This is a genomic window from Clostridium pasteurianum, from assembly GCF_001705235.1.
GTDB classification, from domain to species: Bacteria; Bacillota; Clostridia; order Clostridiales; family Clostridiaceae; genus Clostridium_S; species Clostridium_S pasteurianum_A.
The window spans coordinates 3,888,286-3,913,839 of sequence record NZ_MCGV01000001.1 but is presented as its reverse complement, the minus strand read 5'-3'; the positions used below and the strand labels follow the sequence as shown (position 1 = coordinate 3,913,839).

At 29.2% G+C, this 25,554-nt stretch carries 25 protein-coding genes; 1 reads left to right on the top strand and 24 read right to left on the bottom strand.

Annotated elements, in window-relative coordinates; all coding sequences use genetic code 11:
• Positions 1 to 40 precede the first annotated feature (40 nt).
• The 5 genes from BEE63_RS17490 to yunB form a co-directional block, all read right to left on the bottom strand.
• Positions 41 to 685 carry a YigZ family protein gene (locus BEE63_RS17490; RefSeq protein WP_066022603.1) on the bottom strand — a complete coding sequence of 215 codons (645 nt, stop codon included), beginning with the start codon at positions 683 to 685 and terminating at the stop codon, positions 41 to 43.
• A gap of 34 nt (positions 686 to 719) precedes the next feature.
• The gene (locus BEE63_RS17485; protein ID WP_066022602.1) at positions 720 to 2,123 is read right to left on the bottom strand and encodes a PLP-dependent aminotransferase family protein; all 1,404 of its coding nucleotides are present in this window, start codon (positions 2,121 to 2,123) and stop codon (positions 720 to 722) included.
• Positions 2,124 to 2,135: 12 nt separating this feature from the next.
• Positions 2,136 to 3,032, bottom strand: a complete 897-nt coding sequence (locus tag BEE63_RS17480) for a nucleotidyltransferase domain-containing protein (protein WP_066022601.1) — start codon at positions 3,030 to 3,032, stop codon at positions 2,136 to 2,138.
• A gap of 24 nt (positions 3,033 to 3,056) precedes the next feature.
• Entirely contained in the window at positions 3,057 to 4,838 is a 1,782-nt protein-coding gene (hflX, locus tag BEE63_RS17475) for a GTPase HflX (RefSeq protein WP_066022600.1), read from the bottom strand.
• Positions 4,839 to 4,936: 98 nt separating this feature from the next.
• On the bottom strand, positions 4,937 to 5,587 hold the full coding sequence (gene yunB, locus BEE63_RS17470; RefSeq protein WP_431732489.1) for a sporulation protein YunB: 651 nt from the start codon (positions 5,585 to 5,587) through the stop codon (positions 4,937 to 4,939).
• A 267-nt stretch (positions 5,588 to 5,854) separates the two neighbouring features.
• Here yunB and BEE63_RS17465 point away from each other — a divergent pair, with 267 nt between their 5' ends.
• The gene (locus BEE63_RS17465; RefSeq protein WP_066022599.1) at positions 5,855 to 8,242 is read left to right on the top strand and encodes a PBP1A family penicillin-binding protein; all 2,388 of its coding nucleotides are present in this window, start codon (positions 5,855 to 5,857) and stop codon (positions 8,240 to 8,242) included.
• Between the two features lie 77 nt (positions 8,243 to 8,319).
• Here BEE63_RS17465 and BEE63_RS17460 read toward each other — a convergent pair whose 3' ends face one another.
• The 19 genes from BEE63_RS17460 to BEE63_RS17370 all read right to left on the bottom strand — a co-directional run bounded on the left by BEE63_RS17460 (position 8,320) and on the right by BEE63_RS17370 (position 25,410).
• A complete protein-coding gene (locus BEE63_RS17460; protein ID WP_066022598.1) occupies positions 8,320 to 8,880 on the bottom strand; it encodes a stage V sporulation protein AE in 561 nt (186 codons plus the stop codon).
• A gap of 6 nt (positions 8,881 to 8,886) precedes the next feature.
• Positions 8,887 to 9,246, bottom strand: a complete 360-nt coding sequence (gene spoVAE / locus BEE63_RS17455) for a stage V sporulation protein AE (RefSeq protein WP_066022597.1) — start codon at positions 9,244 to 9,246, stop codon at positions 8,887 to 8,889.
• Entirely contained in the window at positions 9,239 to 10,267 is a 1,029-nt protein-coding gene (spoVAD, locus tag BEE63_RS17450) for a stage V sporulation protein AD (protein WP_066022596.1), read from the bottom strand. Before spoVAD ends, spoVAE begins: the two co-directional genes overlap by 8 nt.
• 15 nt (positions 10,268 to 10,282) lie before the next feature.
• Positions 10,283 to 10,738 carry a stage V sporulation protein AC gene (gene spoVAC, locus BEE63_RS17445; protein WP_066022595.1) on the bottom strand — a complete coding sequence of 152 codons (456 nt, stop codon included), beginning with the start codon at positions 10,736 to 10,738 and terminating at the stop codon, positions 10,283 to 10,285.
• Positions 10,739 to 10,838: 100 nt separating this feature from the next.
• On the bottom strand, positions 10,839 to 11,597 hold the full coding sequence (sigF, locus tag BEE63_RS17440) for an RNA polymerase sporulation sigma factor SigF (RefSeq protein ID WP_066022594.1): 759 nt from the start codon (positions 11,595 to 11,597) through the stop codon (positions 10,839 to 10,841).
• Between the two features lie 32 nt (positions 11,598 to 11,629).
• Positions 11,630 to 12,061, bottom strand: a complete 432-nt coding sequence (gene spoIIAB, locus BEE63_RS17435) for an anti-sigma F factor (RefSeq protein ID WP_066022593.1) — start codon at positions 12,059 to 12,061, stop codon at positions 11,630 to 11,632.
• A gap of 13 nt (positions 12,062 to 12,074) precedes the next feature.
• On the bottom strand, positions 12,075 to 12,410 hold the full coding sequence (gene spoIIAA, locus BEE63_RS17430) for an anti-sigma F factor antagonist (RefSeq protein ID WP_066022592.1): 336 nt from the start codon (positions 12,408 to 12,410) through the stop codon (positions 12,075 to 12,077).
• Between the two features lie 455 nt (positions 12,411 to 12,865).
• Positions 12,866 to 14,605: an Eco57I restriction-modification methylase domain-containing protein gene (locus BEE63_RS17425; protein WP_066022591.1), complete on the bottom strand. Its 1,740-nt coding sequence runs from the start codon at positions 14,603 to 14,605 to the stop codon at positions 12,866 to 12,868.
• Positions 14,606 to 14,666: 61 nt separating this feature from the next.
• Entirely contained in the window at positions 14,667 to 15,302 is a 636-nt protein-coding gene (locus BEE63_RS17420) for a cyclodeaminase/cyclohydrolase family protein (RefSeq protein ID WP_066022590.1), read from the bottom strand.
• Positions 15,303 to 15,411: 109 nt separating this feature from the next.
• Positions 15,412 to 15,975 carry a nitroreductase family protein gene (locus BEE63_RS17415; protein WP_066022589.1) on the bottom strand — a complete coding sequence of 188 codons (564 nt, stop codon included), beginning with the start codon at positions 15,973 to 15,975 and terminating at the stop codon, positions 15,412 to 15,414.
• 125 nt (positions 15,976 to 16,100) lie between these two features.
• Positions 16,101 to 17,012 (bottom strand): glycosyltransferase family 2 protein, encoded by a 912-nt coding sequence (locus tag BEE63_RS17410; RefSeq protein ID WP_066022588.1) that lies wholly within the window; start codon positions 17,010 to 17,012, stop codon positions 16,101 to 16,103.
• Complete coding sequence (locus tag BEE63_RS17405) at positions 17,005 to 18,138, bottom strand: glycosyltransferase (protein ID WP_066022587.1); 1,134 nt, start codon at positions 18,136 to 18,138, stop codon at positions 17,005 to 17,007. Before BEE63_RS17405 ends, BEE63_RS17410 begins: the two co-directional genes overlap by 8 nt.
• A gap of 4 nt (positions 18,139 to 18,142) precedes the next feature.
• Entirely contained in the window at positions 18,143 to 19,561 is a 1,419-nt protein-coding gene (locus tag BEE63_RS17400; RefSeq protein ID WP_066023274.1) for a flippase, read from the bottom strand.
• 69 nt (positions 19,562 to 19,630) lie between these two features.
• Positions 19,631 to 20,485 (bottom strand): dTDP-4-dehydrorhamnose reductase, encoded by an 855-nt coding sequence (rfbD, locus tag BEE63_RS17395; RefSeq protein WP_066022586.1) that lies wholly within the window; start codon positions 20,483 to 20,485, stop codon positions 19,631 to 19,633.
• A gap of 16 nt (positions 20,486 to 20,501) precedes the next feature.
• Complete coding sequence (locus BEE63_RS17390; protein WP_242874846.1) at positions 20,502 to 21,287, bottom strand: polysaccharide deacetylase family protein; 786 nt, start codon at positions 21,285 to 21,287, stop codon at positions 20,502 to 20,504.
• Between the two features lie 164 nt (positions 21,288 to 21,451).
• Positions 21,452 to 22,189, bottom strand: a complete 738-nt coding sequence (locus tag BEE63_RS17385) for a WecB/TagA/CpsF family glycosyltransferase (RefSeq protein WP_175400897.1) — start codon at positions 22,187 to 22,189, stop codon at positions 21,452 to 21,454.
• An 89-nt stretch (positions 22,190 to 22,278) separates the two neighbouring features.
• Positions 22,279 to 23,499 (bottom strand): O-antigen ligase family protein, encoded by a 1,221-nt coding sequence (locus BEE63_RS17380; protein WP_066022583.1) that lies wholly within the window; start codon positions 23,497 to 23,499, stop codon positions 22,279 to 22,281.
• A gap of 7 nt (positions 23,500 to 23,506) precedes the next feature.
• Positions 23,507 to 24,508: a glycosyltransferase family 2 protein gene (locus BEE63_RS17375; RefSeq protein ID WP_066022582.1), complete on the bottom strand. Its 1,002-nt coding sequence runs from the start codon at positions 24,506 to 24,508 to the stop codon at positions 23,507 to 23,509.
• A gap of 5 nt (positions 24,509 to 24,513) precedes the next feature.
• Positions 24,514 to 25,410, bottom strand: a complete 897-nt coding sequence (locus tag BEE63_RS17370; RefSeq protein ID WP_066022581.1) for a glycosyltransferase family 2 protein — start codon at positions 25,408 to 25,410, stop codon at positions 24,514 to 24,516.
• Between the last annotated feature and the right edge of the window lie 144 nt (positions 25,411 to 25,554).

Genomic DNA, 25,554 nt, shown 5'->3' with positions numbered 1-25,554 from the left:
ACACTTTTGTATTATATCACAAAGGATATTTTCATTTCAATTATTCCGTAAATAATCTATTTTCTCCCTTAAAGTAATATTTTTCCTCACCTATATTAAACTTAGATGTACCATGACATATTTCAGTCACTTCTTTTTTAACTTCACTTAGCTTATCCAGTTCACAATTAAACAAAATTTTAACTTCATCGGTATATTCAATGTTCTCAACATGCCAATTTTTATTTGAAAAAAGATACTGAATTTTTCCCAGAAGATCATAATTTATTGTGATAACTAAAGGTACTCCTTTCACTTTAAGAACTATTCCGGATTCTTTAACAGCATCAGCTGCACTTTTAGAATAAGCTCTTACAAGACCTCCTGCCCCTAAAAGTATTCCTCCAAAATATCTTGTTACTACAATTGCCGTATCTGTTATTCCATTTTTCTTTATAACTTCAAGTACCGGTATTCCTGCTGTACCTTGAGGCTCACCATTATCACTGTATCTTTGAATCATTCTATTTTCCCCAACTATATATGCAGGTACATTGTGCGTAGCATCCTTATGTTCGCTCTTTATTCTTTCTACAAATTCCTTTGCTTCCTCTTCGGATTCTACTCTCTTTATGTGACCAATAAAAATTGACTTTTTTTCTTCAAATTGAACCTCTGCTTCACGTCTTACTGTCAAATAGTCCATATTTCTGCACTTCCAATCCCAAAACTTAATGTAATCACTTTAGTATATTATTAATAACTTTAATTCCCTTTTCAATTTTCTCTTCATTTGTTTTTGAAAATCCAACCTTAAAATACCTAATTCCATCAATGCTATTTTTATAGAAGAAAACCCCTGGAGTAATCAATATATTATTTTTCTTACATTCATAAAACAAATCAACACAATTTTTATTTATAAAATCATCTATTTTAACATAAAGGCTGAATCCACCGCCGGGCTCCTTAAACTCAACTTTATCTCTTAGTATGCTTGAAAAACTATAACACATGAACCTATACCTGTTTTCATATATATTGTTTATTTTATTTATGTATTTTTTCCAATATCCATTTTGTATATATAAATCCAATGCTCTTTGCATCAAACTAGATGTAGATATATCCGTATTCACCTTTGAATTTTCTATTTGTTCTCTAATTTCATTTGGCATTATTAAATATCCTATCCTAATTCCAGGAAGAAATATTTTAGAAAAACTCTTTATATATATAACTCTGTCCATTGTATCCATGGCTCTAAAGCTAGTATATTCAATGCTTTTGTCATATCTTATTTCAGAAAGATAATCATCTTCTATAATATAAAAATCATACTTATTAGCAAGTTCTATTATCTTCTTCTTTTTCTCTCTACTGTAAGATATACCAGTAGGATTTTGAAAATATGACATAGTATAAAAACACTTTATATTATTTTTCTTTAAAACTTTTTCAAATTCCTCAATATTAATTCCGCCATCTTCCATTGGCACTTCAAATATATTTGCCCTTCTCCATCTAAATATAGAGAGCGCACCACTGTATGTTGGCTTTTCTATTACAACATTATCATTTACATTAAGGATAGCCTTAGAAACTATATCTATGCCCTGCTGGGCCCCTGAAACTATAAGTATGCTTTCATCATTTATTTTTCCATTCCAGAAATGCTTACTTATGCTCTTTCTGAGTCCTTCATATCCACGAGCTTCCTCATAAGAAAGGGCATCTACTCCATCTCTTTCCAGTACCTCATCTATTACTTTTTTAAAATTGCTAACGGGGAAAAATTCAGAACATGGATTTTCTTCTGCAAAGTCTACATATTTATCATATTCCTTCTTATTAGTTCTCTTAAATATTCCAGAGTAATCTTTCATAAGTTTTCTATTTATATCCCTTTTTTTAGCGTAAGTTCCACTTCCCATTTTTAAAAATGCATATCCTTCACTTTGAAGTTTTCTATATGCATTAACTATGGTATCATTATTTACATTCAGAAATTTAGATAGTCCCCTTATGGAAGGAAGTTTTTCTCCATTTAAAATTTTACCACTATCTATCAATTTCTTTATATTTTTGGCTATTTGAATATACTTAGGAATTTCTTCATTTAAAAGCACTTTATATTTTTCCATTAACTTCACCCACTATAGGTAATATACATTTTCACTGCAAAGCACTTTTCCGTCTTTCATTTTGTATTCCCTTGTACCTTTCTTTATTATATTAAGCTCCCACATTTTGTTTAATATTTCTTCAAAACTTATAGTAAACTCATTAAAGGCTGGATCATTATTAATATCCTCAGCACTTAAACTTCTATCTTTTTCTCTCATATAATCTATCAAAATTGATGTAATTGATCTTATATTTTTACTTATAAATTCCTCAACCTTGAAAATCATGTCACTTATAGCTTTTTGAGCATCTTTTTCACTAAAAAATAAATTATCTATGTACTTCTTAAAATCACTATTTATGTTCGTAAGCATATTTACATCGTCTTTATTTATCATATATCCAGAATAATTAATATAGAGTTTTGAGAACTCTTCTACAGAATTTACTGCAAAATAATATGCTGTATATATCCTTTTATTTTTTAGATATTTTTTACATAATCCAATACTTTTTAGCAGTGTTGAAATGTATACCATGTTCCATTTTTCTCTATCAATATCAGGATAATATCTTCCACTGTCATATTTCGCTGTTATATCCTTGTCTTTAGAAAATACAAGCTTGGATGAAGCAAATATTCTATGAAATAGTCCGCCTTTTAGATCATTTTCATTTATACTTACAAATTTGCTTTTACTCATAAGTTTTATGTGAATAGGAATGCCTTTTTCATTCATATATATATTTTTTATTAAATCCATTTCTTCACTTACTATTACAAAAAAATCTATATCTGATTCTTCCCATAAATCACCAGAAACTATGCTTCCAAATACCATAACTGCTAAAACATTATCGTTTGATTTTAGTGAATCAGTAAGCGATAAATAAGCTTTCTGGTATTTCAATATATCATTTTCCAATGATAGCCCCCCTTATAATACTGTTCATATCATATATATCTTACATTTATTATAAACTTCATCATCAACTATTGCTACAATATGAGTTCCGTCATCCTTAAATTCTTCTGATTTCACAATAGATTTTTTGTGGATATATGAAACTATTTTTTGTTCAGAATAAGGTATTAAGTACTCTGCTTCTCTAGCTGCACTTGGAATACTCTCTACAATTTTTTTCATAAGTTTATCAAGATTAATTCTATTTTTCGCAGACATCTCCACAATATCATAGCCAATAAGAATTTTTTTTATTTCATCTAATTTTTCTTTAGATACCTTATCTATTTTATTTAACACCAGTATCTCTGGTTTATCCTTTACACCAAGCTGGCTTAAAACACCATTTACAGATTCAATTTGCTGCATAAGTGTATCCGATGAAGTATCAACCACATGAACTAATAAGTCAGCATAAATAACCTCTTCTAGTGTAGCTTTAAAAGCCTCCACTAAATCATGAGGAAGTTTTCTTACAAAGCCAACAGTATCTGTCAAAACAGCTCTTCTGCCATCATCAAGCATTATTGCTCTAGTCGTAACATCAAGAGTTGCAAAAAGCATATCCGCTTCCATAACATTTTCCTTATTAGAACTATCAGTAGGCGCTGCAATTTCACATATAGCATTTCTTAAAGTTGATTTTCCCGCATTTGTATAACCTACAAGTGATATGCATGGCAATTTTTCAGAAACTCTTTTTTCTCTTTGCACCTGTCTTACTTTTTTTATTTTCTTTAATTCCTTTTGAATTTCATATACTCTTTCACTTATATGTCTTCTGTCAATTTCAAGCTTTTTTTCGCCAGGCCCTTTTGTTCCTATTCCTCCACCAGTTCTTGAAAGTACCTTGCCAAGTCCCATAAGTCTTGGCATTCTATATTTGAGCTGTGCTAATTCAACTTGAAGTTTAGCTTCCTTTGACCTAGCTCTTCTTGCAAATATCTCTAGTATCAATGTAGTCCTATCAATAACTTTTATACCTATACCTTCCTCAAGGTTTCTAACCTGCGCTCCTGAAAGTTCATCATCAAAAATTATAAGATTAGCATGTAATTCCTGCACTAATAATTTTATTTCAGATACTTTGCCTTTACCTATAAAATAGGCGTTATCAATTTTTTCTTTATGCTGAGTAACTTTTTTTAGTGCTGTTACCCCACAGGCTAGAGCAAGTTCTTTTAATTCTTCTAAGCTTTCTTCACTATCCACACCGACTAGTATAGCTTTTTCAGAATTATCATATTCGCTGACAATTTTATTCATACTACGCTCTACATAATTAACTTCATCAATGAACTTATAGTTAAAGGCCTCATTTAGAGTTATTGGTCCTATCTTTTTTGATATTATTTTATTATCTTTTATATCACAAAAACCTATATCCACTCCAGTTATAGTACCATCTATGGTTCCAATTGATACTACAGCATCCAGTTTCAAGCTCAAAAGTGAAGATAGATCTATATCTGAAAGTTCGGGATTACCATTAGGGTGTGTATGTACTATCCTGACACCTGATAGCTTCTTTTCTTTCAAGTCTACAATTGGTGTTTCAACACTGCGCATATCGCCAATAGATACACTTACAATTTTTCCTTTTCTACTTATGGCAACACTTATTTCTCTATTGATTAAATTTGTTATGCTGCATATCAAATTTATAATTTCAATGGTAAATATGTTTTCCTTAGCATTCATATCATATAATTTTTCTAATTGATTAATCAGTGAAGTTCTTATCCCTTGTGTATTTCCTGATATCATAATATAACTTCCTCCTTAAGCATCATATTAAAATGCATCCCTTTTATAATATATCATTTTTTTATTAAAATCTATAATAATCTTTATTAATAGCCATTTTAAGGCACCTTAAATCCAGAATTTTTAAGGTTAAGTTGAATAGCAGAACTTGGTATTTTACCTACTATTATAGTTTCCACTACAGGTATTTCATTCTTTATTTCTATATCATCATACGCCATTGGAATCATTACTCTAACTTTAGTTTTAACCAAAATACTTATAGTATGCCTCGTTTGATTAATTCCAGCACTTTCAAATTTTGATACATATCTCGTTTCCACGCTTCCTATTTGCTCCATTTTAATAGTTATATTAGGTCCTAAGTAGGCTAATATATTATTTTTCAAAGCATAACCCATAGGTATTTTAATTCCCATTTTTCCTAACCTTCCTATATCATACTGCGATTCTAGTGCAATATCACAGGCTAATTTATTTAATTTTACTGTATCAGCTTTAATCATAACTATATTATCATCTTTATCTTTGTCTATTTGTATAATCTTATTGTAATCGCATGTTTTATTGTATATTTTTGTCGTATTTCTGTTTACTATTTCAGTTACTTTCGACTTTATTTGAGCATCTCCAATCTCCATAATTATAGGTGTTACAAATTTATCGAAAGCATAAATAAAGCTATTGAATAATATTAACATAAATGTTAATATTAATATTGTAATAATTTTTGCTTTTTGCGTTAAAATATTTTTCACCTTGCTTCCATATTGTGTAATATTTTGTTTTCATAATTTAATAAAACAAAAATATATTACACTAAAACATTTTTTTATTGAAATAGTTACTATACCATCTAGAACATTATTTAACTTTAGTTTATAATATGGTTAATTATATATAATTATTATTTTAACTAAAAAATAATACCAACATTTTGAAACATATAAATTTGTTATTACGATAATTTATGGTATAATTATTCAACATAGTTTAATACTTTTAAGGAGGAAATTATGTCTGATAACAACAAGGCTAAAATTAAACCTAAAAATAGAACTGTTAAACGAACAAAGAAAGTAAAGCACAAGAAATTTGGATTCTTCAGAACACTATTTACTATATTCTTTTGCGCATTTATTTTATTAGCCGTAGCTGGCGCTGGAGTAACATTTGCAGTAATAAAAACTTGTCCCGATTTGGATGTAAATGGAACCATTTTAAATGTAGATAGAACTTCACAATTATACGATGACAACGGTAAAGAAATGGATACCGTTGTAACAAATCAAAAACGTTATGTCGTAAGTTCAAAAGACATCCCTCAAAATTTATCAAATGCTTTTGTAAGCATAGAAGATGAGCGTTTTTATAAACATAATGGAATAGATTTGAAAAGAATTTTAGGTGCATTTTATAATGATATAAAATCAAAGATACATAAACAAAATAATATTCAAGGCGCATCAACTATAACACAACAGCTAGTTAAAAATAGAATGTTTTTAAATGATTCACTAGCTAATAGAATTTCACTCAAAAGAAAAATACAAGAAGCTTATTTGTCTATTAAACTTGAAAAAGTATTGAATAAACAGCAAATACTTGAGGCATACATGAATACAATTTATTTAGGTGGTCAAGCTAATGGAGTTGAAGCCGCTTCAAAGCAATATTTTAATAAAGATGTTAAAGATTTGAATTTAATTGAATCTGCATTTATTGCTGGATTAGCTCAAAGCCCATCGGCATATTATCCATTTTCAGGTAATGCTGCCAAAAACCCAAATATTTATTTATCTAGAACAAAATTAGTTTTATATCAAATGCGTAAAAATAATTTTATAGATTTTTCTACTTATCAAAATGCTATAAATGACTTAAATAATAACAAATTGGTCTTTTCACAGCAAAAGATGTCCAACAAATATGCCTATGAATGGTTTTCTATACCTGCAGTTAATGAAGTTAAAGAAGATCTAAAAGCTCAATACCATTATACTGACGAAGAAATAGAAAATTTACTTAGAGATGGTGGACTTAAAATATATACTACTATGAATGTAAATATGGAAAATAACATTCAAAATATAATAAATAATTCTAGCAGACTAAATTCAGTTTCTGTACATGATAAAAACAATATCATTCAACCTGAAGCTGCTGCAACATTATTTGATTATCATACAGGTGAAGTTAAAGCTATAATTGGTGGACGTGGTGACCAACCTCCAACTTCGTATAATAGAGCGGATTCAAATTCTTACTTGCGTTCAATTGGTTCAAGTATAAAGCCTCTTACAGTTTATGCTCCGGCTATAGAAACAAAGCTTGCAACCGAAGACAGCATTATAGACGATTCGCCTTTACCACCAGATATTGGTGAAAAATATTCTACTAATGGTACACCTTATAATCCTCACAATGATAATAATAGTTTTTCTGGACCTATTACAGTAAAAGAGGCTTTGAAACAATCAGTAAACCTTGTAGCTATAAAACTTGAAGATAAGTTAGGTCTTTCGGTAGGCGCTTCATATGGTGAAAAATTTGGTCTCAACTTAGTAAATAGTGATAAAACAAGTATTGCTGCAATGTCACTTGGAGAAATCCGTGGTTCAAATGCTACTACTATGGCCGCTGCTTATGGAGTATTTGGAAATAGTGGTTTATATGCACAGCCTAGATTATATACAAAAGTAGTAGACAAAACTGGTAAAACCATACTTGAAAATGACTATTCAACTAAAAAAGTTATTTCACCTCAAGCAGCTTACGTAATGTATGATCTATTAAAGGGTCCTGTAAGTGATGGAGGTACTGGAAGTAATGCTAATTTTGGAGGTATGCCTGTAGCCGGTAAAACAGGTACTTCATCAGATTCAAGTAATTTATGGTTTTGCGGTCTTACTCCTTATTATTCTGCAGCGGTATGGGTTGGAAAAGATCAAGCGCCATTTAGTCTCAACCCTCTTGGAAGTAATGACGTTGCCGAAATATGGGGAGAAATTATGAAAATGGCAAATTCAAATTTAGCATTCAAAGATATTGAAATGCCCGGTGGTGTAACTAAAGTTGGAGATTCATACTTTATTGATGGTACTAGTCCATCTAATTTGAGTGATAGCGGTCAGCAAACACCAAATGCTACTACACCAAATGCTGCTACACCAAATGCTACTAGTCCTAACCAAAATAATAATACAACTAATACTAATAATATTGATCCCAACAAGAGTAACCCTAACCAAAATAACAATAATACTGTCAATAATACTGTTAATAGTAATGTCAATAATACTACTCCTATTAATAATAATACTACTGGTACTAGTAACAACACTAATGGTAACACTACCAACACAACAAATAGTACTATAACTAATCAATCCAAGCCTAAATAAAAATAGTCCCAAATAAAGTATAAGTTCTTCTTTATTTTGGGACTATTTTATATTATTATAATATATTTTTCAAACTATTATAACGTTCTATTTTTATAAGTATCAATAATTAATTTTACAGCTTTTGTTAATATGGGACATCCTTTATTTAAATCATCACATCCATCCATCTTTCCAGGATCTCCAATTCCAATGATGACAGGTATATCTTTTGGGTTTATTGTATTAACAGTATCTCCAATTAGTACTTTATTATTTTTACAATTTCCATACTTATCTACAGCATATTGTACTTTTTCTCCATACTTATCTATTGAATAATCAACTTTTATTCCGCTTCCCTTACTATTAGATGCCACTGCAACTATACCCATCACTTCAACTTCATGGTCTTTAATAATATCTTGTATTATTTTTTCTCCTTTACCTCTTCCTATATCTCCTCTATCATCCACCATTACAATTACAGGATCATTCTTAGCACATTTTATTAATTTTATAGCTTCATTTCCTGTAATTTCACTTGGGTTTCCACCTGAAATAGATATACATCTTCCACTAACATTTTTGGCTGCCTCTTCAGCAGCCTTTTTTGCAATTTTATCTCCATCAGTTATAATTATAATTTTTCGTTTCATTTCATATTACTGTTTTGTCTTGGAATTAAACAGTACAGCCATTAAATATCCAAAGAAAATAGCCGCTGTAATTCCAGCTGCTGATCCTTTTATCCCGCCAGTAAATGCCCCTACAATTCCATCAGCCTTTACTTCTTTAATTGTAGACTTTGCAAGTGTGTATCCAAATCCCGGTAGTGGAACTGTCGCTCCTGCTTTACCATATTTCACTACTACATCATATATATCAAGAGCTCCCAATATTACTCCTAATGTAACAAGCGAAACAAGTATTATAGCTGGCTTAATGGAGAATTTATCCATTAGTATCTGAACAATAACACACATGGCACCTCCAACTAAAAAAGATGCTATATAATTACTCATTATTATCGCCTCCAAATTCAATGGAAACAGCATGTGCAATTCCTGGTATTGATTCACCTTGAAGAGTTGAAGTGGTGCTCAAAAGTGCTCCTGTGGAAACAATTAAAGCTTTCTTTATTTTACCTTTTAACATGCTTTTATATATATATCCACAATCTACAACAGCAGAGCATCCGCATCCGCTTCCGCCAGAATTTGTGTCTTGTTCATCACAATTAAATATTTTTTCGCCGCAATCCATATAAATATCTCGCATTTCATAACCATATTCTTTTTTTAAAAGTTCCTGTGTTATTTTTTTACCAACTCTGCCAAGATCACCTGTAGCAATAATATCATAATCACTTGGGCTTCTGCCTGTATCTTGAAAATGCTGTCTTATTGTATCAATTGCAGCCGGTGCCATAGCTTCACCCATACTATCTGGACTTGTTATTCCATAATCCTTAACCTTACCAGTAGTAACAAAGGTTATGTACGGAAAATTTCCTTGCCTCCCTAAAAGCATTGCTCCTGCTCCAGTAACTGTCCACTGAGCATCAGGTTTCCTTTGGCTTCCAAATTCCAGCGGGTATCTAAACTGCCTTTCAGCAGACGAAAAATGGGAAGATGTAGCTGCTATTACGTAATCTGCAAAACCTCCATCCATAATCATTGAAGCAATACCAAGTGATTCAGTCATTGTAGAACATGCACCATATAGCCCATAAAACGGTATCTTTACATCCCTTGCAGCAAAACTTGAAGATGTAAGTTGATTTAAAAGGTCTCCTGCAAATAAGTAATTTATATCATCTTCAGTAAGATTTGCTTTTTTAATAGCTTCAGTGATAACTGTATAAAGCATGCTGCTTTCAGCCTTTTCAAAACTCTTCTCACCATTCATGTCATCATTTAATACAATATCAAAGTAATCCTTGAGTGGTCCCTGGCCTTCCTTAGGACCTACTACAGAAGCTGATGAAATTATTCTCGGCTTACTATCAATTTTTACTGTTTGTGAGCCCAATCTCTTTTTCAAATTAACCACCCTATTTCACATTATACTAATAAAATAATATATCAATCCTATAATAACCGAAGAACCTATTCCATATACTAATACAGGTCCTGCTATAGTAAACATCTTTGCACTTACACCCAAAACAAAACCTTCTTTTTTAAACTCAATAGCTGGAGCAACTATAGAATTTGCAAATCCTGTTATAGGAACTATTGTTCCCGCACCAGCTACACTAGCAATTTTATCGTATATCCCTATACCAGTTAAAAAAGCACCTATAAATATCATTGTAGAAGATGTGTACATTCCTAAGTCCGCAGTTTCAACACCATATCTAGAATAAATATCAGAAACAAGCTGACCTACATCGCAAATTAATCCACCTATTAAAAATGCACACACACAATTTTTCATAATATTAGGTTTGGGTTTTTGTACCTTTGAAAGTTCATTGAAGTCATTCTTTATTTTCGCCTCTGGAACATCCATAAAGTTTCCTCCTTTTTAATCTACAGTTCGTTACAAATCTATTGTTTACAATTAACCTATTTTTTAAACAAAAAAATAGTATACACTCAATTGGTGTATACTATTTAGTTAATTTTTCTCTTATAAATTTTAATATTCTTTTTTCTATTCTAGAAACTTGCACCTGACTTATACCAAGCATACTTGCTACTTGTGTTTGAGTTTTATCTTTAAAGTACCTAAGCATTATAATTTGTTTTGATTGCTTATCTAAACCCTTTATAACTTGCTTAAGGACTATTTTGTCTATTACTTCTGAATCTTCAGAATATGGTTCACTCAGCTTATCTATTAATAGCACCGGCGAGCCATCATCTTGATGTACAACATCATATAAATACTGCATACTTGTTGTAGATTCTGTTGCCATTATTATTTCTTCCTTGTCAATTCCCGAAAACTTAGATAATTCTTCTATTGTTGGTTCTCTATTTAATTTTTTAACTAGTTTCTCTCTATCATAATGAATTTGTCTTGCTGTATTTTTTACACTCCTACTGACTTTTATTATTCCATCGTCTCTCAAAAATCTTCTTATTTCTCCCATAATCATAGGAACTGCATAAGTAGAAAATTTAACTTTATAATCCGAATTAAAATTGTTAACGGCTTTTACAAGTCCCATACAACCTATTTGAAAAATATCATCATATTCATAACCTCTATTTAAAAATTTTCTACTTATAGCCGACACTAGAGGAAGATTGTTCTCTATAACCTTATTTAAAGCTTCCTTGTTGCCCTCTTGAAAACATTTTATCAATTTCTCGTTATCGTTATAATTATGCTCCTCATTTCTTAATGAATTTTCTTCTCCCATAATACTAGCTTCCCCGCTATTCCCTCCTCTTATCACTCTTTAGTGAGGATGAACTTTTTTTTCATTACTACTTTAGTTCCCTTGTCCTTTTCAGAATCAACTTTTACGCTGTCCATAAAACTTTCCATAACAGTAAATCCCATACCTGATCTTTCAAGATCAGGTCTTGATGTATAAAGAGGCTCCATAGCCTTCTTAACATCTTCAATTCCAATTCCTCTGTCTAAAATCTCAATTGTAAGCTCTCTATTTTCTATTGAAGCAGTAATTTCAATTATTCCACCCTTATTCTCATATCCATGAATGATAGAATTTGTAACTGCTTCAGATACTGCCATCTTAACATCATCAATTTCCTCTAAGGTTGGATCAAGTTCTGCTGCAAATGCTGCTACAGTAACTCTTGCAAAACTTTCATTCTCAGATTTTGCAAAAAATTTTAGTTCCATTTTATTATCTAACATTGAAATCCCCCCATTAAATACTTCTAACAGCTTCATTTACACTGTTATAAATGTTTATTATCTTAAGCATACCAGACAATTCAAATACTCTCTTAACTGATTCTTTTGCATTTATTATGCATATAGTTCCTCCAGATGAATTGAGTTTTTTATATCTCCCAATAACCACCCCAATTCCTGAACTGTCCATAAAAGTAACGCCGGAAAAATCCAAAATAACATTTTTATATCCTTTAAATCTTATGTAATCATCTATTTTATTTCTTACTTCATCCGAACTATGATGATCTAGTTCTCCAGCTATAGCTACTATAAGCTTACCATCCACATCCTTAAACTTCAAATTCATAATTAATTCCCCCTGCAATTATAAAAAAGTAATTTTTAATATGGCACAATAGTGCATGTATAAATTTATAGCTATATTCAAAACACTAAAGTACTAAAATACTTATTCTATACATATAGCTAAATTCCTTTTTTTATATAAAAAGTTTATATTTGTATTATTTCCAATTCATTTCTTTTTATACACATAAATAGATTTAACTATAAAAAGGCCCTGAATGTCAAAAGGACCGTTGCACTAAAATATAAATATTGCGAAACACAAACAGAAAAAATTAAGAATTAAGAATGAATGTAAGTTTTCTCCGTTCCACTACCAAAAACTTTTAAACTTATAACTGCTCCCATTTGCTCTAGTAGAAATGTTCTTTTATATATTATTAAATTTTCCAGAGCAAAGCGATGGAAAATCATCCTTCATTCTTAATTCTCAATTTTTCTATGCAGTACACAATACTATATCAAAAAATTTATTATCTCTATCTCATGCGTTGAAAGTTTAAATTTATCATACAACATTTTTTCCGTGAATTTTCTATTGAATCCCTGAGCATCTGGAATGCATAATTTCATAAGATTGTTAGGATAATATTCATATATATTTTCCCCTAATTTCTTCGCAAAAGCTTTAAAATAGAATTCATAAATCTTACTATTTAGTATATCTAATAAATATTCATAACTAATAGAAACTTTTTCTTTAGTTGCAAGACAATAAACATCAGCACTAAAATAACTTTTTTTATCTATAGCAAATCTATTTCTAGAAGCCTTATATGGGAAAACAATCTTTTCTCTCTCAAATATATCGCTCTTTCTTCCCCACTGAAGTTCATACCATTTCCTTATACCTTTTTTACATTCACGTCTTTTCTCTAATCTATCCTTATATTCACCTATGTGCCTCATTACATTAGGATACTTTGAAGGATCATCAATAAAATTAGAATAAATTATATATAGACTTTCCTTACTGACATTATATTTTGATATATCCTTATTTTTAATCCAAGGTCTTATAATACATTGCTCTAAGTTTTCTTTTAATATAGTATCCTTATCAACTATAAAAGCTTTATCGCATCCAGTTATAATCCCTTGATAACTTTCGCATATATCAGACAATCTAAATTCACTATTGTCTTCAATTTTACTTATTATATTTCTTTCTTCGTCAGGCACTAATATCCATCCTGTATTACTTAAACTTTTTGTATTTACATAAAATCTTTTTAGTAACTTACCTTTTCCTTTAAGCAAAGAATCATAAAATTCTTTTTTATTATTTAAAATATTAGGTTTTATAACTTCTATTTTGTCACTAGAAGCCTTACGTTTTTTCAAAAAAATCATGACTGTATCTATTCCTGCATTTTTAAATGGTCTTATACCATAAAAATCCACAATTTTATATATATTTGCAGTTTCGCTTAAAATTTTTCTAAGTTCCTCTCCACTGGGTGATTCTATAAAATATCTTGAAGTTATGAACCCAAGTTTACCTTCATCTTTAAGAGAGGAAATGGATTTTTCAAAAAAGCAGTATGATACATCACCTTTGTCTTTATATGATGAGTACATCTTTTTTAAAGTTAAAGAATAGTCTTTATTTATTGATTTTAAGCCCACATATGGTGGATTGCTCAAAAACACATCATATTTTGTTTTTATGTTCTGAATTAAAAAATCGCTGCATAAAAAATTATGAGAAATGCATCCAGATATAAAAAGTAAATCTATAAATAATATTTTTACTGCATTTAAATCAACATCATACCCAAATAAATTATTTTTTACTATGTGATAATTTATATCTTTCCTTTTAAGCTTTAAATTATTTGTTTTATTTATAATATCTAGGTTTCTCAAATAAATATCTTTTAAATACAAGAAACATGGTATTATAATGTTTCCACATCCACATGCTGGATCAATTATTTTAAGAAAGGGATTACTTATTATATCCTTCTTTGTAATTGTATTTTTAACTATATAATTTGATATTTCAAGAGGCGTATATACTATTCCCCTCTCCTTTTTCATAGATATAATTTTAGAATATTCCTCTGAAAAACTTCCATTAATATCTAAAGCTTTTTTATAATTTTTAATAGTATTTACCGCTTCATCTTCATTATCAGCTTTTTTTATACTATTATATAAAACATCAATCTTATACAAAAATTCTTCTATCATAGTTTCTCCAATTTTCTGTCTTATCTATATATAACACATTAAAATTTATACATAATAAAAATTATATATTTAAAAATACCTCATCAAGTATCTTCCTTTTCCATTTGTCACTACTTTTAGATAGCTCACTACAATTTTTTTCCAACTTATTTCTGAAATCTTTATCATCAATAGAATTTAGATTTATTTTTATGTTTAGTATAGACATTTCTATGGCTGATGCTGCCATAATTGCTGCCGCTCCCGCATCTGTTAGGACATTTTTATTCCCGTACTTTACTGAAATCCATATGAGTTCAAAGAGTTTGCATGAATTTTCAGCTATATTTTCTGGAACTTTTGCAGCAAATTTTGAAGCTTTTTGTATCATTTCATGCCTGTATTCTTTTTCTTTTTCAGTATTTTTAGGAAGTTTATAGCTTTCTATTATTTTAGCAAAAGCTTCGGCATCCTTATCTATTCCTAACAAGAAATACTCTTTAAGCCTGTCCGATTCTTTTAAACACGTATCAATTGCTTGTTTAACTTCTTCATCATAATTTTCATAAATTTTTTTGCCTATTGTAAGATTAAAAACCATACAATTAAGTGCAGCTGAAAGTGATGCTGAAAGTGATGCTACCGCACCGCCACCAGGTGTTGGTGCCTTGGATGAAAGTTCTTTTATAAATCCCCTTATGGTTAAATCCTCTAACATTTTTCTCCTCCACTATATTATGACTATTTTTTAATTTATATTTTATCATGTTTTAACAAAAATACAAAAAAGAAAGCAAAAATAAAAGCATTTTTGCTTTCTTTCAAAATTATTTCATAACAAGATGTTTCTTTTCTGTATAAGGCATACTCCAATAATTTTTATAAATATGGTCTGATGCCTCTTTAGGTTCATAATGCTTTTTAGATTCTGCTATTTCTCCAACAGGTGTTATGGCAACTACAGAATATTTATCTGGTATTCTGAGTTCTGTCTTTATTTTCTGCTCATCAAAAGAAGCAATCCAGCAAGTTCCATAACCTTCATTGGCAGCAGCCAAAACAAAATGTTCCATAGCAATAGCGCTATCGACTAAATAATACTCTTTTCCGTTTATAACTCCTGATTGTGATTTATCTCCAACAACTACAATAACCATAGGAGCATCATTTACAGCATTCTTAGCCTCTTCATCAGCATTAATAACACAATTGGCAATTGCACCCTTCTTAGCTGCATCATCTACAACAATAACACTATACGACGTCTTATTCTTCCATGAAGGTGCCATCATAGCAGCATTAAGCATATTATCTAATTTAGGTCCTGCTATAGGTGTATTCTTAAATTTTTTTATACTAGTTCTACTTTTTATTACTTGATAAAAATCCATAGAAATCACACTCCTCTAGATTTATTTTGCCTAAAAAATAAATCTTTTATGTGCTTTCTAACAGAAAAATTTTTGATAATATAAATAAGTATAATTAATTGGGATTGTTGCATTAAAAATTAAAATCATTTTAAATACCTTTGTATATCTAACATATCAATTGAGTTCTTATTTGCCATAAATCCGTAAAATATATATTTAAAAAGTGACAATGGCTCTTTCCTTATAATCATTCTTCCAAATGCTTCGATAAAAATATATACTGAAAAAATAATCTTTTGATACCATTTAGAGTTTCTTCTTACAAATATTACCCTGTTTCTATTTAGATAAGCATACGAAAGTCCTCCAAACTTATTTATTGTAGCTGAACCTTTGTGATAAACTCTACTTGAATATACAGATACAATTTTATATCCTGCTTTTAATGTCCTAGTACAAAACTCAGTTTCTTCAAAAAACAAAAAATAATTTTCTGGTATAAGTCCTATTTTTTCAAATACTTCTCTTTTAATTAAAAAGCAGGCACCTTCTACATAATCTACAAAAACATCTTTTTTTTCAATTTCATTATAATTTTCGCCTTTAAAATTTCTTCTTGCAGCTGCAAAATATAAATTTATTCTTGCACCCATACCTTGAATAATATCTCTCTTGTAGTAATCACATATACATGACCCTGCTATACCTATCTTACTATTTTCACTCATTTTTCCTACAAGCTTTTTCAAAAAATCTTTTTCAACTACTACATCACTATTAAGTATGCACACATATTCCGCACCATTATTAAGTGCATATCTTATACCTATATTATTTCCACTTGCATAGCCTAAATTTGAATCAGCTTCTATAATATTATAGCCCTTGAGTTTATTTTTTAACTTTAAGTAAGAATCATCCGTAGACAAATTATCTACTATGACAATATTATAATTGCTATAATCTATATCTTTTAAACTTTTAATACATTCAATAGTATCATCATAAGAATTATAATTTAAAATTATTATAAATATTTTGGGATCATTAATCATTTTGATTTTTACTCCTAATTTCAATTAACTTTTTGTACAAAGTTTTTGTGATTTTGTTCCAATCGTACTTATCTCTAACAATCTCTTCAGTTAACATTCCCTTATGTTTTATATCATCATCCTTAATAAGTGTACTTAAAGAATCACTCAAAGCATCCACATCGTCAAAAGGAACCGATTTACCATTATGGGCTTTTATTATTTCAGATGCTATTCCAACATCTGTAGAAACAATAACATTTCCCAAGGCTCCCGCCTCAATTAACGAAAAAGCAAAACTCTCATACTTAGATGTCAAGCAAAATATTTTTGCATTTCTATATTCCTGAAATAGTAATTTTCTATCATAAATAGGTCCTTTAAAAATTATGCTCTCTTTCATTTTAGGATATTTATTAAAAAACTCCTCTATATATTGCTTAAATTCGTCCTCAATGGGTCCTACAAAAATTAATTTCCAATTACGTCTAATATCTTCATTTATATTTTTAAAGGCTGACATTAGCATATCTGAAGCCTTTTCAGGGCTTCCTATTCTGCCAACACTTATAATAATATTTTTCTTTTTATTATAATCTACTTTTTCACTAAGAATTTCTTTATCAAAATCAAGTCCATTAGGAATATTAACAAGTTTATCTTGAAACTTTATGAGCATGTTTTTAAATTTTTTAAAAATTTCTTCCTGCTCCACACCTATTATATCTACCTTACTTAAATATGTATTTAATACTATACGTTCAAAAACTTTCAAATTTTCAAGTTTTAAAACAAGTTTATTAGAACAATCCAATTTTAAAAATATAGTACCCTTTTTATTAAAATGCTTATACAAAAAAGCATATATCACAGAATTAAAAGTAATATGGAATATTTGAAGAACATCTATATCCTTAGCTTTTGATTTCAAATATTCGTAAATATTGAAAATATGCCTATGCTTTTTTTCTATAAAATCTATTTTTAAACCCTTTACCTCATTTTCAAGATAATCATAACTTCCATTTTCATAGCAAGCTACAACAGAATCCGCACCATAAAGTTTATTCATTTTGTAAGCAATCATACCTACATCCTTTATTAAATGAACGTTTTGTGCATCAGGATAAAGTACACAATATTTCATAAAATCAACTCTTTCTCACTGCAATTTTTTTTATATCATCTACAGTAAAATATTTAAATATAATAACAAATACAAGATACCCTACTGCACTTAAAATTATATTAAGAACAACATTCACATGAAAATATTTTAGTATCCAGGTTACAGCACCCATACTAAAACATGGCAGCAATATCTTTAAATAAAATTCATATTTAGCTACTTTAACAATTTTATCCGAATAATACTTCATAATAGCGATAGTTATAACTTCAGAAGCAACTGTTATTAATGCAGCCATATTCATACCAAAATAAGGTGTAAGTATTAGATTAACAATCAAATTAAATAAAGATGAAATTGTTACAGCCTTAAGGTATTTCTTTTCCATATTCCATGCATTTAAACCATATGCATATACTTCTCTAACAAATAGTATAAGAGTATAAAATAGCAGTATAGAAAACGGCATATAAGCACTTTCATATACTTTTCCAAACAGCAGTACTATTATATCTTTTGACAAAATTATACCACCTAAAACTATAGGTGTAATAACAGCCACAACTACCTTGGATACATTTTTTATTAATTCTTTCAATGCAGTCATATTTTTGTCATTATAATAACTTATCATAAGAGGAAATACAACTCCGAATATTATTGTTTCAATATTTGTCAAAAATGAAATGATAGTATACGCTGATGCATATATACCTGTAACAGCACTGCCCCAAGAAAATCTAATTACAATTCTATCCACATTAAGATTTATTGTAGCCAGTATTCCCGATGCTAAAAATGGCCAACCATACAAAGTATATTTTTTTATTCCATTCCAATTTATTTTTAATTTAAGACTAAACTTTTCACGAAAAAAGTATATGTAAAATTGATATATAGTAGCAACTGCAAGTCCTAAAAGAATGAAAACAACATAATAATTAATTTGCGATGGTTTTTTTAAAAATAAATATATCAAAATAAAAGGTATCACATTTTTAAGTACATTGTATACAGCATTGTATTTCATCTCTTGAATTCCATTATAAACCCAATCTATGCATAAAGCATTAGGTAAAAGTGTTAAGCTGTATAAGATTAAAAGAACTGCCATACTTTTAGAATTAAATGATAAAATAAAAGCTAAAACAATCAGTACTATAAAACTTAAAATAAAAATAATTATCCTAAAAGCTGTTATTTCACCCACTATATTTTCAATATTTGCCCTGTCTTTTGCAACTTCCCTTTGTCCATATGTCTGAAGTCCAAAAAGTACTGTAATCGAAAAGTATACTATAATGGCCTGAACTGTTGATATATCTCCAAAACCCGATTTATCTAAAACATGAGCTGAATATGTTACTGTAAGAAATGATACAAGTTGTGATACTATGGTTGAAAAGCCCATAGAAAAAAAATTTTTTATTACTTTATTCATAAAAACCATCCTTATGTATATATAATTATAAATTATAGGTGGCACTAAGCCACCTACAATTTAAATGCACTATTTTTCAAGCCAATTTATATATTCCTTTAATGATTCTTTCCAATCTCTTGTAATATCTCCTGTTGTAAGTTCAAGCATATAATTTCTAAGTACAGAATACTTCGGTCTCTTAGCTGATGCTGGGAATTTTGCCGCATATTCTTCTGAAGTGCATGGAATTGCTTTTGCATCAATTCCTGTAAGTTTAAATATTTCTACTGCAAAATCATACCAAGAACATATTCCTTTACATGTACAATGGAATAAACCATAATTCTTTTCATCTACTAATTTAAGAACAACTTTAGCTAAATCAACTGTACTTGTAGGTGTTCCAACTTGATCATTTACAACTGTTACTTCACCATATTTTTTTCCTAAATTTATCATAGTTTTAATAAAATTTTTTCCATCACCATAAAGCCATGCTGTTCTAACTATGTAATGCTTTGGGTTCAATGCCTTTACAAAATTTTCCCCTTCTAATTTAGTCTTTCCATAAGCAGATTGAGGATTAACCTTATCAAATTCAATTATTGGTTTTGTGGCATCACCACTAAAAACATAATCTGTTGAAATTTGAACAATCTCTGCTCCTACACTATATGCTGCTGCTGCTAAATTCTTAGGTCCTATAGCATTTATCTTATAAGCCAAATCATACTGCTCTTCACATTTATCAACTGCTGTATGTGCTGCACAATTAATTACTATATCTGGTCTTTTTTCACTGAAAAATCTATTTACAGCTAAAACGTCAGTTATATCTAGATCTTTAACATCTGTAGGTATAACCTCTACATTTCTTCCTTTTAACTGATTTTGAATTTCTCTTCCTAATTGACCATTTGCTCCTGTTACAAGTATTTTCATATACTAAACCCTCCATTTAATTTATAAGTTTCTTAAATTCTTCTAAACTATAGTTATTACTTATATATATCCTCTTTAACTCATAGCTTCCATCCGATTTTGAAGCAAAACCTTCCTTAGTACATGCTGCAAGCCTATATCCAAGTTTTTGAGCTATGCTAATCGTATCCTTATTATATTTTCCAAAAGGATATGCCAAATAGTACTCTTTTTTATGCAAAATACCTTCAAGCTTTTCTTTAGAACGTTTTAATTCATTATACTGCTTTTCATAACTCAATTCTGAAAGCTTAGAGTGACTAGCTGCATGAGATTCCACATCTACATTATTGTTAGAAAGTTCAACTATTTCCTTCTCAGAAAGATATGGACATGTATTTATCAAATCTGTTATGGCAAATATAGTACCTTTAAATCCATATTCTTTAAGCACAGGATAGGCATTTACATAATTATCTTCATATCCATCGTCAAAAGTTATAAGTATTGGTTTAATACCAAAAGGTTTGTTGCCTTTAATAAAATCATAGAGTTCGTTAAAACTTATAGGTGTATACCCACTTTGTTTTACTATTTCCATTTCACTTTTAAATTTTTCCTTTGAGACCTTAAGCTCGTCACCTTTGCCATCTTCAATCCAATGATACATCAAAATTGGTATTTTTAATTTTTCACTTTGTTCCTTATAAAGTTTAACCTCATCATTTTGATAATCTGAATTTTGTTTTTCAAGTTTTTGATTTTGCTCTTTTAAATATAAAATCTCTTTTGCATAATTAGATTTTTTTTGATTATAATTCATAAAATTGAAACCAACCAAAAACATTACACAAAACATTATAGTAAAAATTACAATATACTTTTTATTCTTATTCATCATACACAATATTTAGCGAAAAGTCACTAAATTACTTCATCTTCCTTTCTCACTAAATATTATGTATTAAATATTACAAAAATATACAGCTAATTAGCTTTTTTATATTTAGAATATACCTTTATTATCTTAAGATCATCTATAAAAACTCTCTTGAATATTTTCTTAGGCTGTCTGAACATCCTATAAAACCATTCAAGTCCAGCTTTTTGCATCCATCGTGGTGCTCTTTTTAAATTTCCTGCCTCTATATCTATAGAAGCACCTATAGCTAGTGATACTGGAACCCTAAGCTCTTTTCTGTATTTATATATAAATTTCTCCTGTTTAGGTGCACTTACACCAATGGCCAGTATATCTGGCTTTATTTTATTAATCATATCAATAATGTATTTTATCTCATTTGGTTTTTTTTCAAAACCGAAACTTGGTGAAAAAGTCCCTGAAATTTTAAGACCAGGATATTTCTTTTTAAGATTTTCTCCTGCTTTAAATGCAACGCCTTCAGCTGCACCCAAAATGAAAACAGAGTACCCCTTATTTGCAGCAAGTTCACATACACTTGGAAACAAGTCTGATCCTGAAACCTTCTCTTTAACTGGCGTTTTAAGCCACTTTGAAATCCAAACTAAAGGCATACCATCTATTAAAATCAAATCAGCATTTTTATATACTTCTCTAAACTCATTATCATTTTCAAGCCTTACAATATGATCTACATTAGGGGTAACAACATAATGATAATTTCCATCCTTAATAAAATCATCTATAGTATCAATCGCTTCTGCCATATTTACATTATCTATATTTGTATTCAAAAATTTCATTCTATATTTAGTCAATCTTAACCTGCCTAAAAATTTAAGCAGTTTCACCTCCTTTACAGTATAGCCTCAATCTAACTATAGTTATAATACTAATGTCTGTCACCTAATGCAACAAACATCCAAAAAAATGAAGTTATTGTAGGTATAAAAAGAAGATTATCTGATAAATTCATAACCATAAATGCAGCGGCAGATGCAGTAAAACCTAAATAAAAAGCTTTTCTAAGCTTATCATTTGAATTTTTATATGTATAATAAACCTTTAAAAACATGTTTATTATAGCTGCTATAAAAAATATTCCTCCAAATACCCCAAGTTCAGATTCTATCTTCAAATATGAATTATGTACAGGGAAATGTGAATAGTCAAGATATCTAAGCTCTGGATACTTTTTTACATATATATCATAGTTACTAACGTAATTTCCATTTCCAACCCCTGATATGGGATGCTCTTTTATCATTTTTAATGCAGTTTTCCAGAGTTTTATTCTAGCCTCATTTAAATTCTTATTGTTTATATTCATTAATCTGCTCGTGACCTGAGGTATAAGCATAGAAACCCCACCCAAAGCTATTATAGGAATTATAAATTTAATACTGTAAATTACAGCCAGTACACAAAATCCTAATGCTAATGCTATATATGAATTTCTTGATCCTGTTAATATCATATTATATATAACAAGTACTATTAAGACACCATAAAAAGTTTTATTTTTTAAATTTTTATCAAAAAAAGCCATCATTGCAATAGGAAAAATGGCCAAAATCATGAGTGCAGCTAAAGTATTCGGATTACCTAATGTTGATGAAATTCTAACCATAGTTACACCATTAACTTTGTAGTCATATATGTGTCTTATCCCAATGCCAGTGATTTTTTGTACCAATCCAATAACACTAACAACAAATACTGAAGCCACAAAACTATTTACAAAACCTTTAAAATACTTTTTTTCTTTATAATTTAAAGCTAAGATTGTATATAAAACTATATATGAAAAAAATCTTAACGTCTCCTGGAATGCTAATTTTTTATCCATAGCATAAGAAATTGAAATTACCATAACAAAAAGTAACAGTACTAAGCAAAATAAAGTTTTATCACCTAACATAACATAAAAGCATTCTTTAAATTTTTCCTTATTGTATAAGATTTCGACTAAGAACAATATAAAAATTGCTAAAAGAAGACAATCACTAACTGTTATATTTTTATGTATAGTCATATTATACGGAACTACAGGTGTTAAAAATATAAACAAGCATATAACAAAATAATTGATTTTCTTAACCTTATCATTCATAAAAAAACTATTCTCCTTTTTTTAACGTATTTATATTAAACCCAAGTGCAATTTTTATTGTATTAAAATATATTTTCACCGTATACAATGTATACTTATCATGGCTAAATAGAAACTTTACAAGGTTACCAACTGTCCTAAACATTAAACCAACAATTAAGTTAATTCTAACAAGTATTTCTTTTAATTTGCCATAATTCTTATTAAAGTATTTTATCATACTCTTATATCTTTCATAAAACGTTATATCTTTAATTTTATCGCTGCTCTGCCCTATGTAGTGAATTATCTCTCCATAAGGATAATAGACTGCTTTAAATCCAGCTTTATTTGCCTGATAACAAAAATCTATTTCTTCATAATACATAAAATACCTCTCATCAAGCATTCCTATTTTGTCTATCACATCTCTTCTTATTAGAAGTGCAGCCCCAACGAGAACTTGAACCTCACGTGGCTCATTTACTTCCTTAAAGTTCATCATATATTGCTCTACATCTTTAGATCCTATTTTACCAGATATAGCTATCATTAACTTTTTTAACATTGGCACTTTAAGAATGTTTTTAAGCTTATATATATGATATACTTCTCTCTTAAAAGTTGGGAAACCAGAAACAGAAGTTTGATGTGTCATATCAGGATTTAATAGTTTAGGTCCCAAAAGTCCCACATCATTATTTTCATCCATATATGTCACCATTTTTTTTATTACATCCCGTAAAAGCACCGTATCACTATTTAATAAAAATATGTATTTGCCACTGCTCTTTTTTATAGCAAGATTATTGGCATAAGCAAAGCCTCCATTGATTTTACTTTCTATAAGCTTAACCCATGGGAATTCCTGTTTGAGCATAACAGTGCTTCCATCCTTTGAATTATTGTCCGTCACTATAACCTCATATTCAATATCATTTACTGTAGACTTTATTGAATTAAGGCAGTTTCTTAAAAGCTCCTTCGTGTTATAATTTACTATTATAATTGAAATGTCCAATTTGCTCATCCCTTCTAGCCCCTGGAGCCAACTTTCTTCTTAGGTAAAATTAAGAGCTTTGCCATAGCTAAACCCATTAAAAATTTTACCCCTAACCATACAATGGGATCAATAAATATATTTCTTTTGTTATTTTTCTTATAAAATATCCACATTGCCCTATAAAATTCATATGTAGCCTTATGACTAAGCTGTTTACTACTCTCGCCCTTATAATGAATTATAGTTCCAACAGGACAATATCTAACAATATATCCTGCTTTTCTTGTTCTAAGACACCAATCCATTTCCTCACCATACATAAAGAATGTCTCATCTAAATAACCTATCTTTTCTATAACTTCTTTTTTCATCATTAGATATGATCCCGAGACTGAATCTACATCTATAAAATCATCAGGAGAAGCATAGGTTAAATTGTATCTTGAAAACTTCTTATTATTCTTAAATATTTTACTTAACCCAAAAATCTTGTAAAAAGCATCCTTAGGTGTTGGAATCATTCTTCTGCATGCAAGTTGAAGTGTTCCATCAGGATTTAAAACCTTGCAACCTGCAACACCAACCTTTTTATCACCCATTAAACATTTATACGTTTCTCCAATTACATTTCCATTTATAACCGTATCCGGATTTAAAAGAAGAACAGCTTTACCTCTACTCATTTTTATAGCCTTATTGTTACCAGCAGCAAAACCAGAGTTTACTTTATTCTCTATAAAAACAAAATTCTCCATATTAAGAAATTCTTCTTTTATAAAATTAACACTATCATCTGTAGAGCTATTATCTACCAAAATCACTTCAAATTTAATTTCATTCGTATTTTTGTATATAGAATTAATGCAATCACTTAAAAACTTTTTAGCATTATAGTTTAATATTATTATGCTTAAATCGTATTCTATCATATATTTCTCCTATAATTCTCTTTTAATAACATAGTAAATTATAGCATAAATATAATTTTTATTGTAGATAATGATTTTAAAAATTAGTTAATTTAAAAGATCAATTTATTAAATTAGCTATGAACAAAAATATATTACTCATAC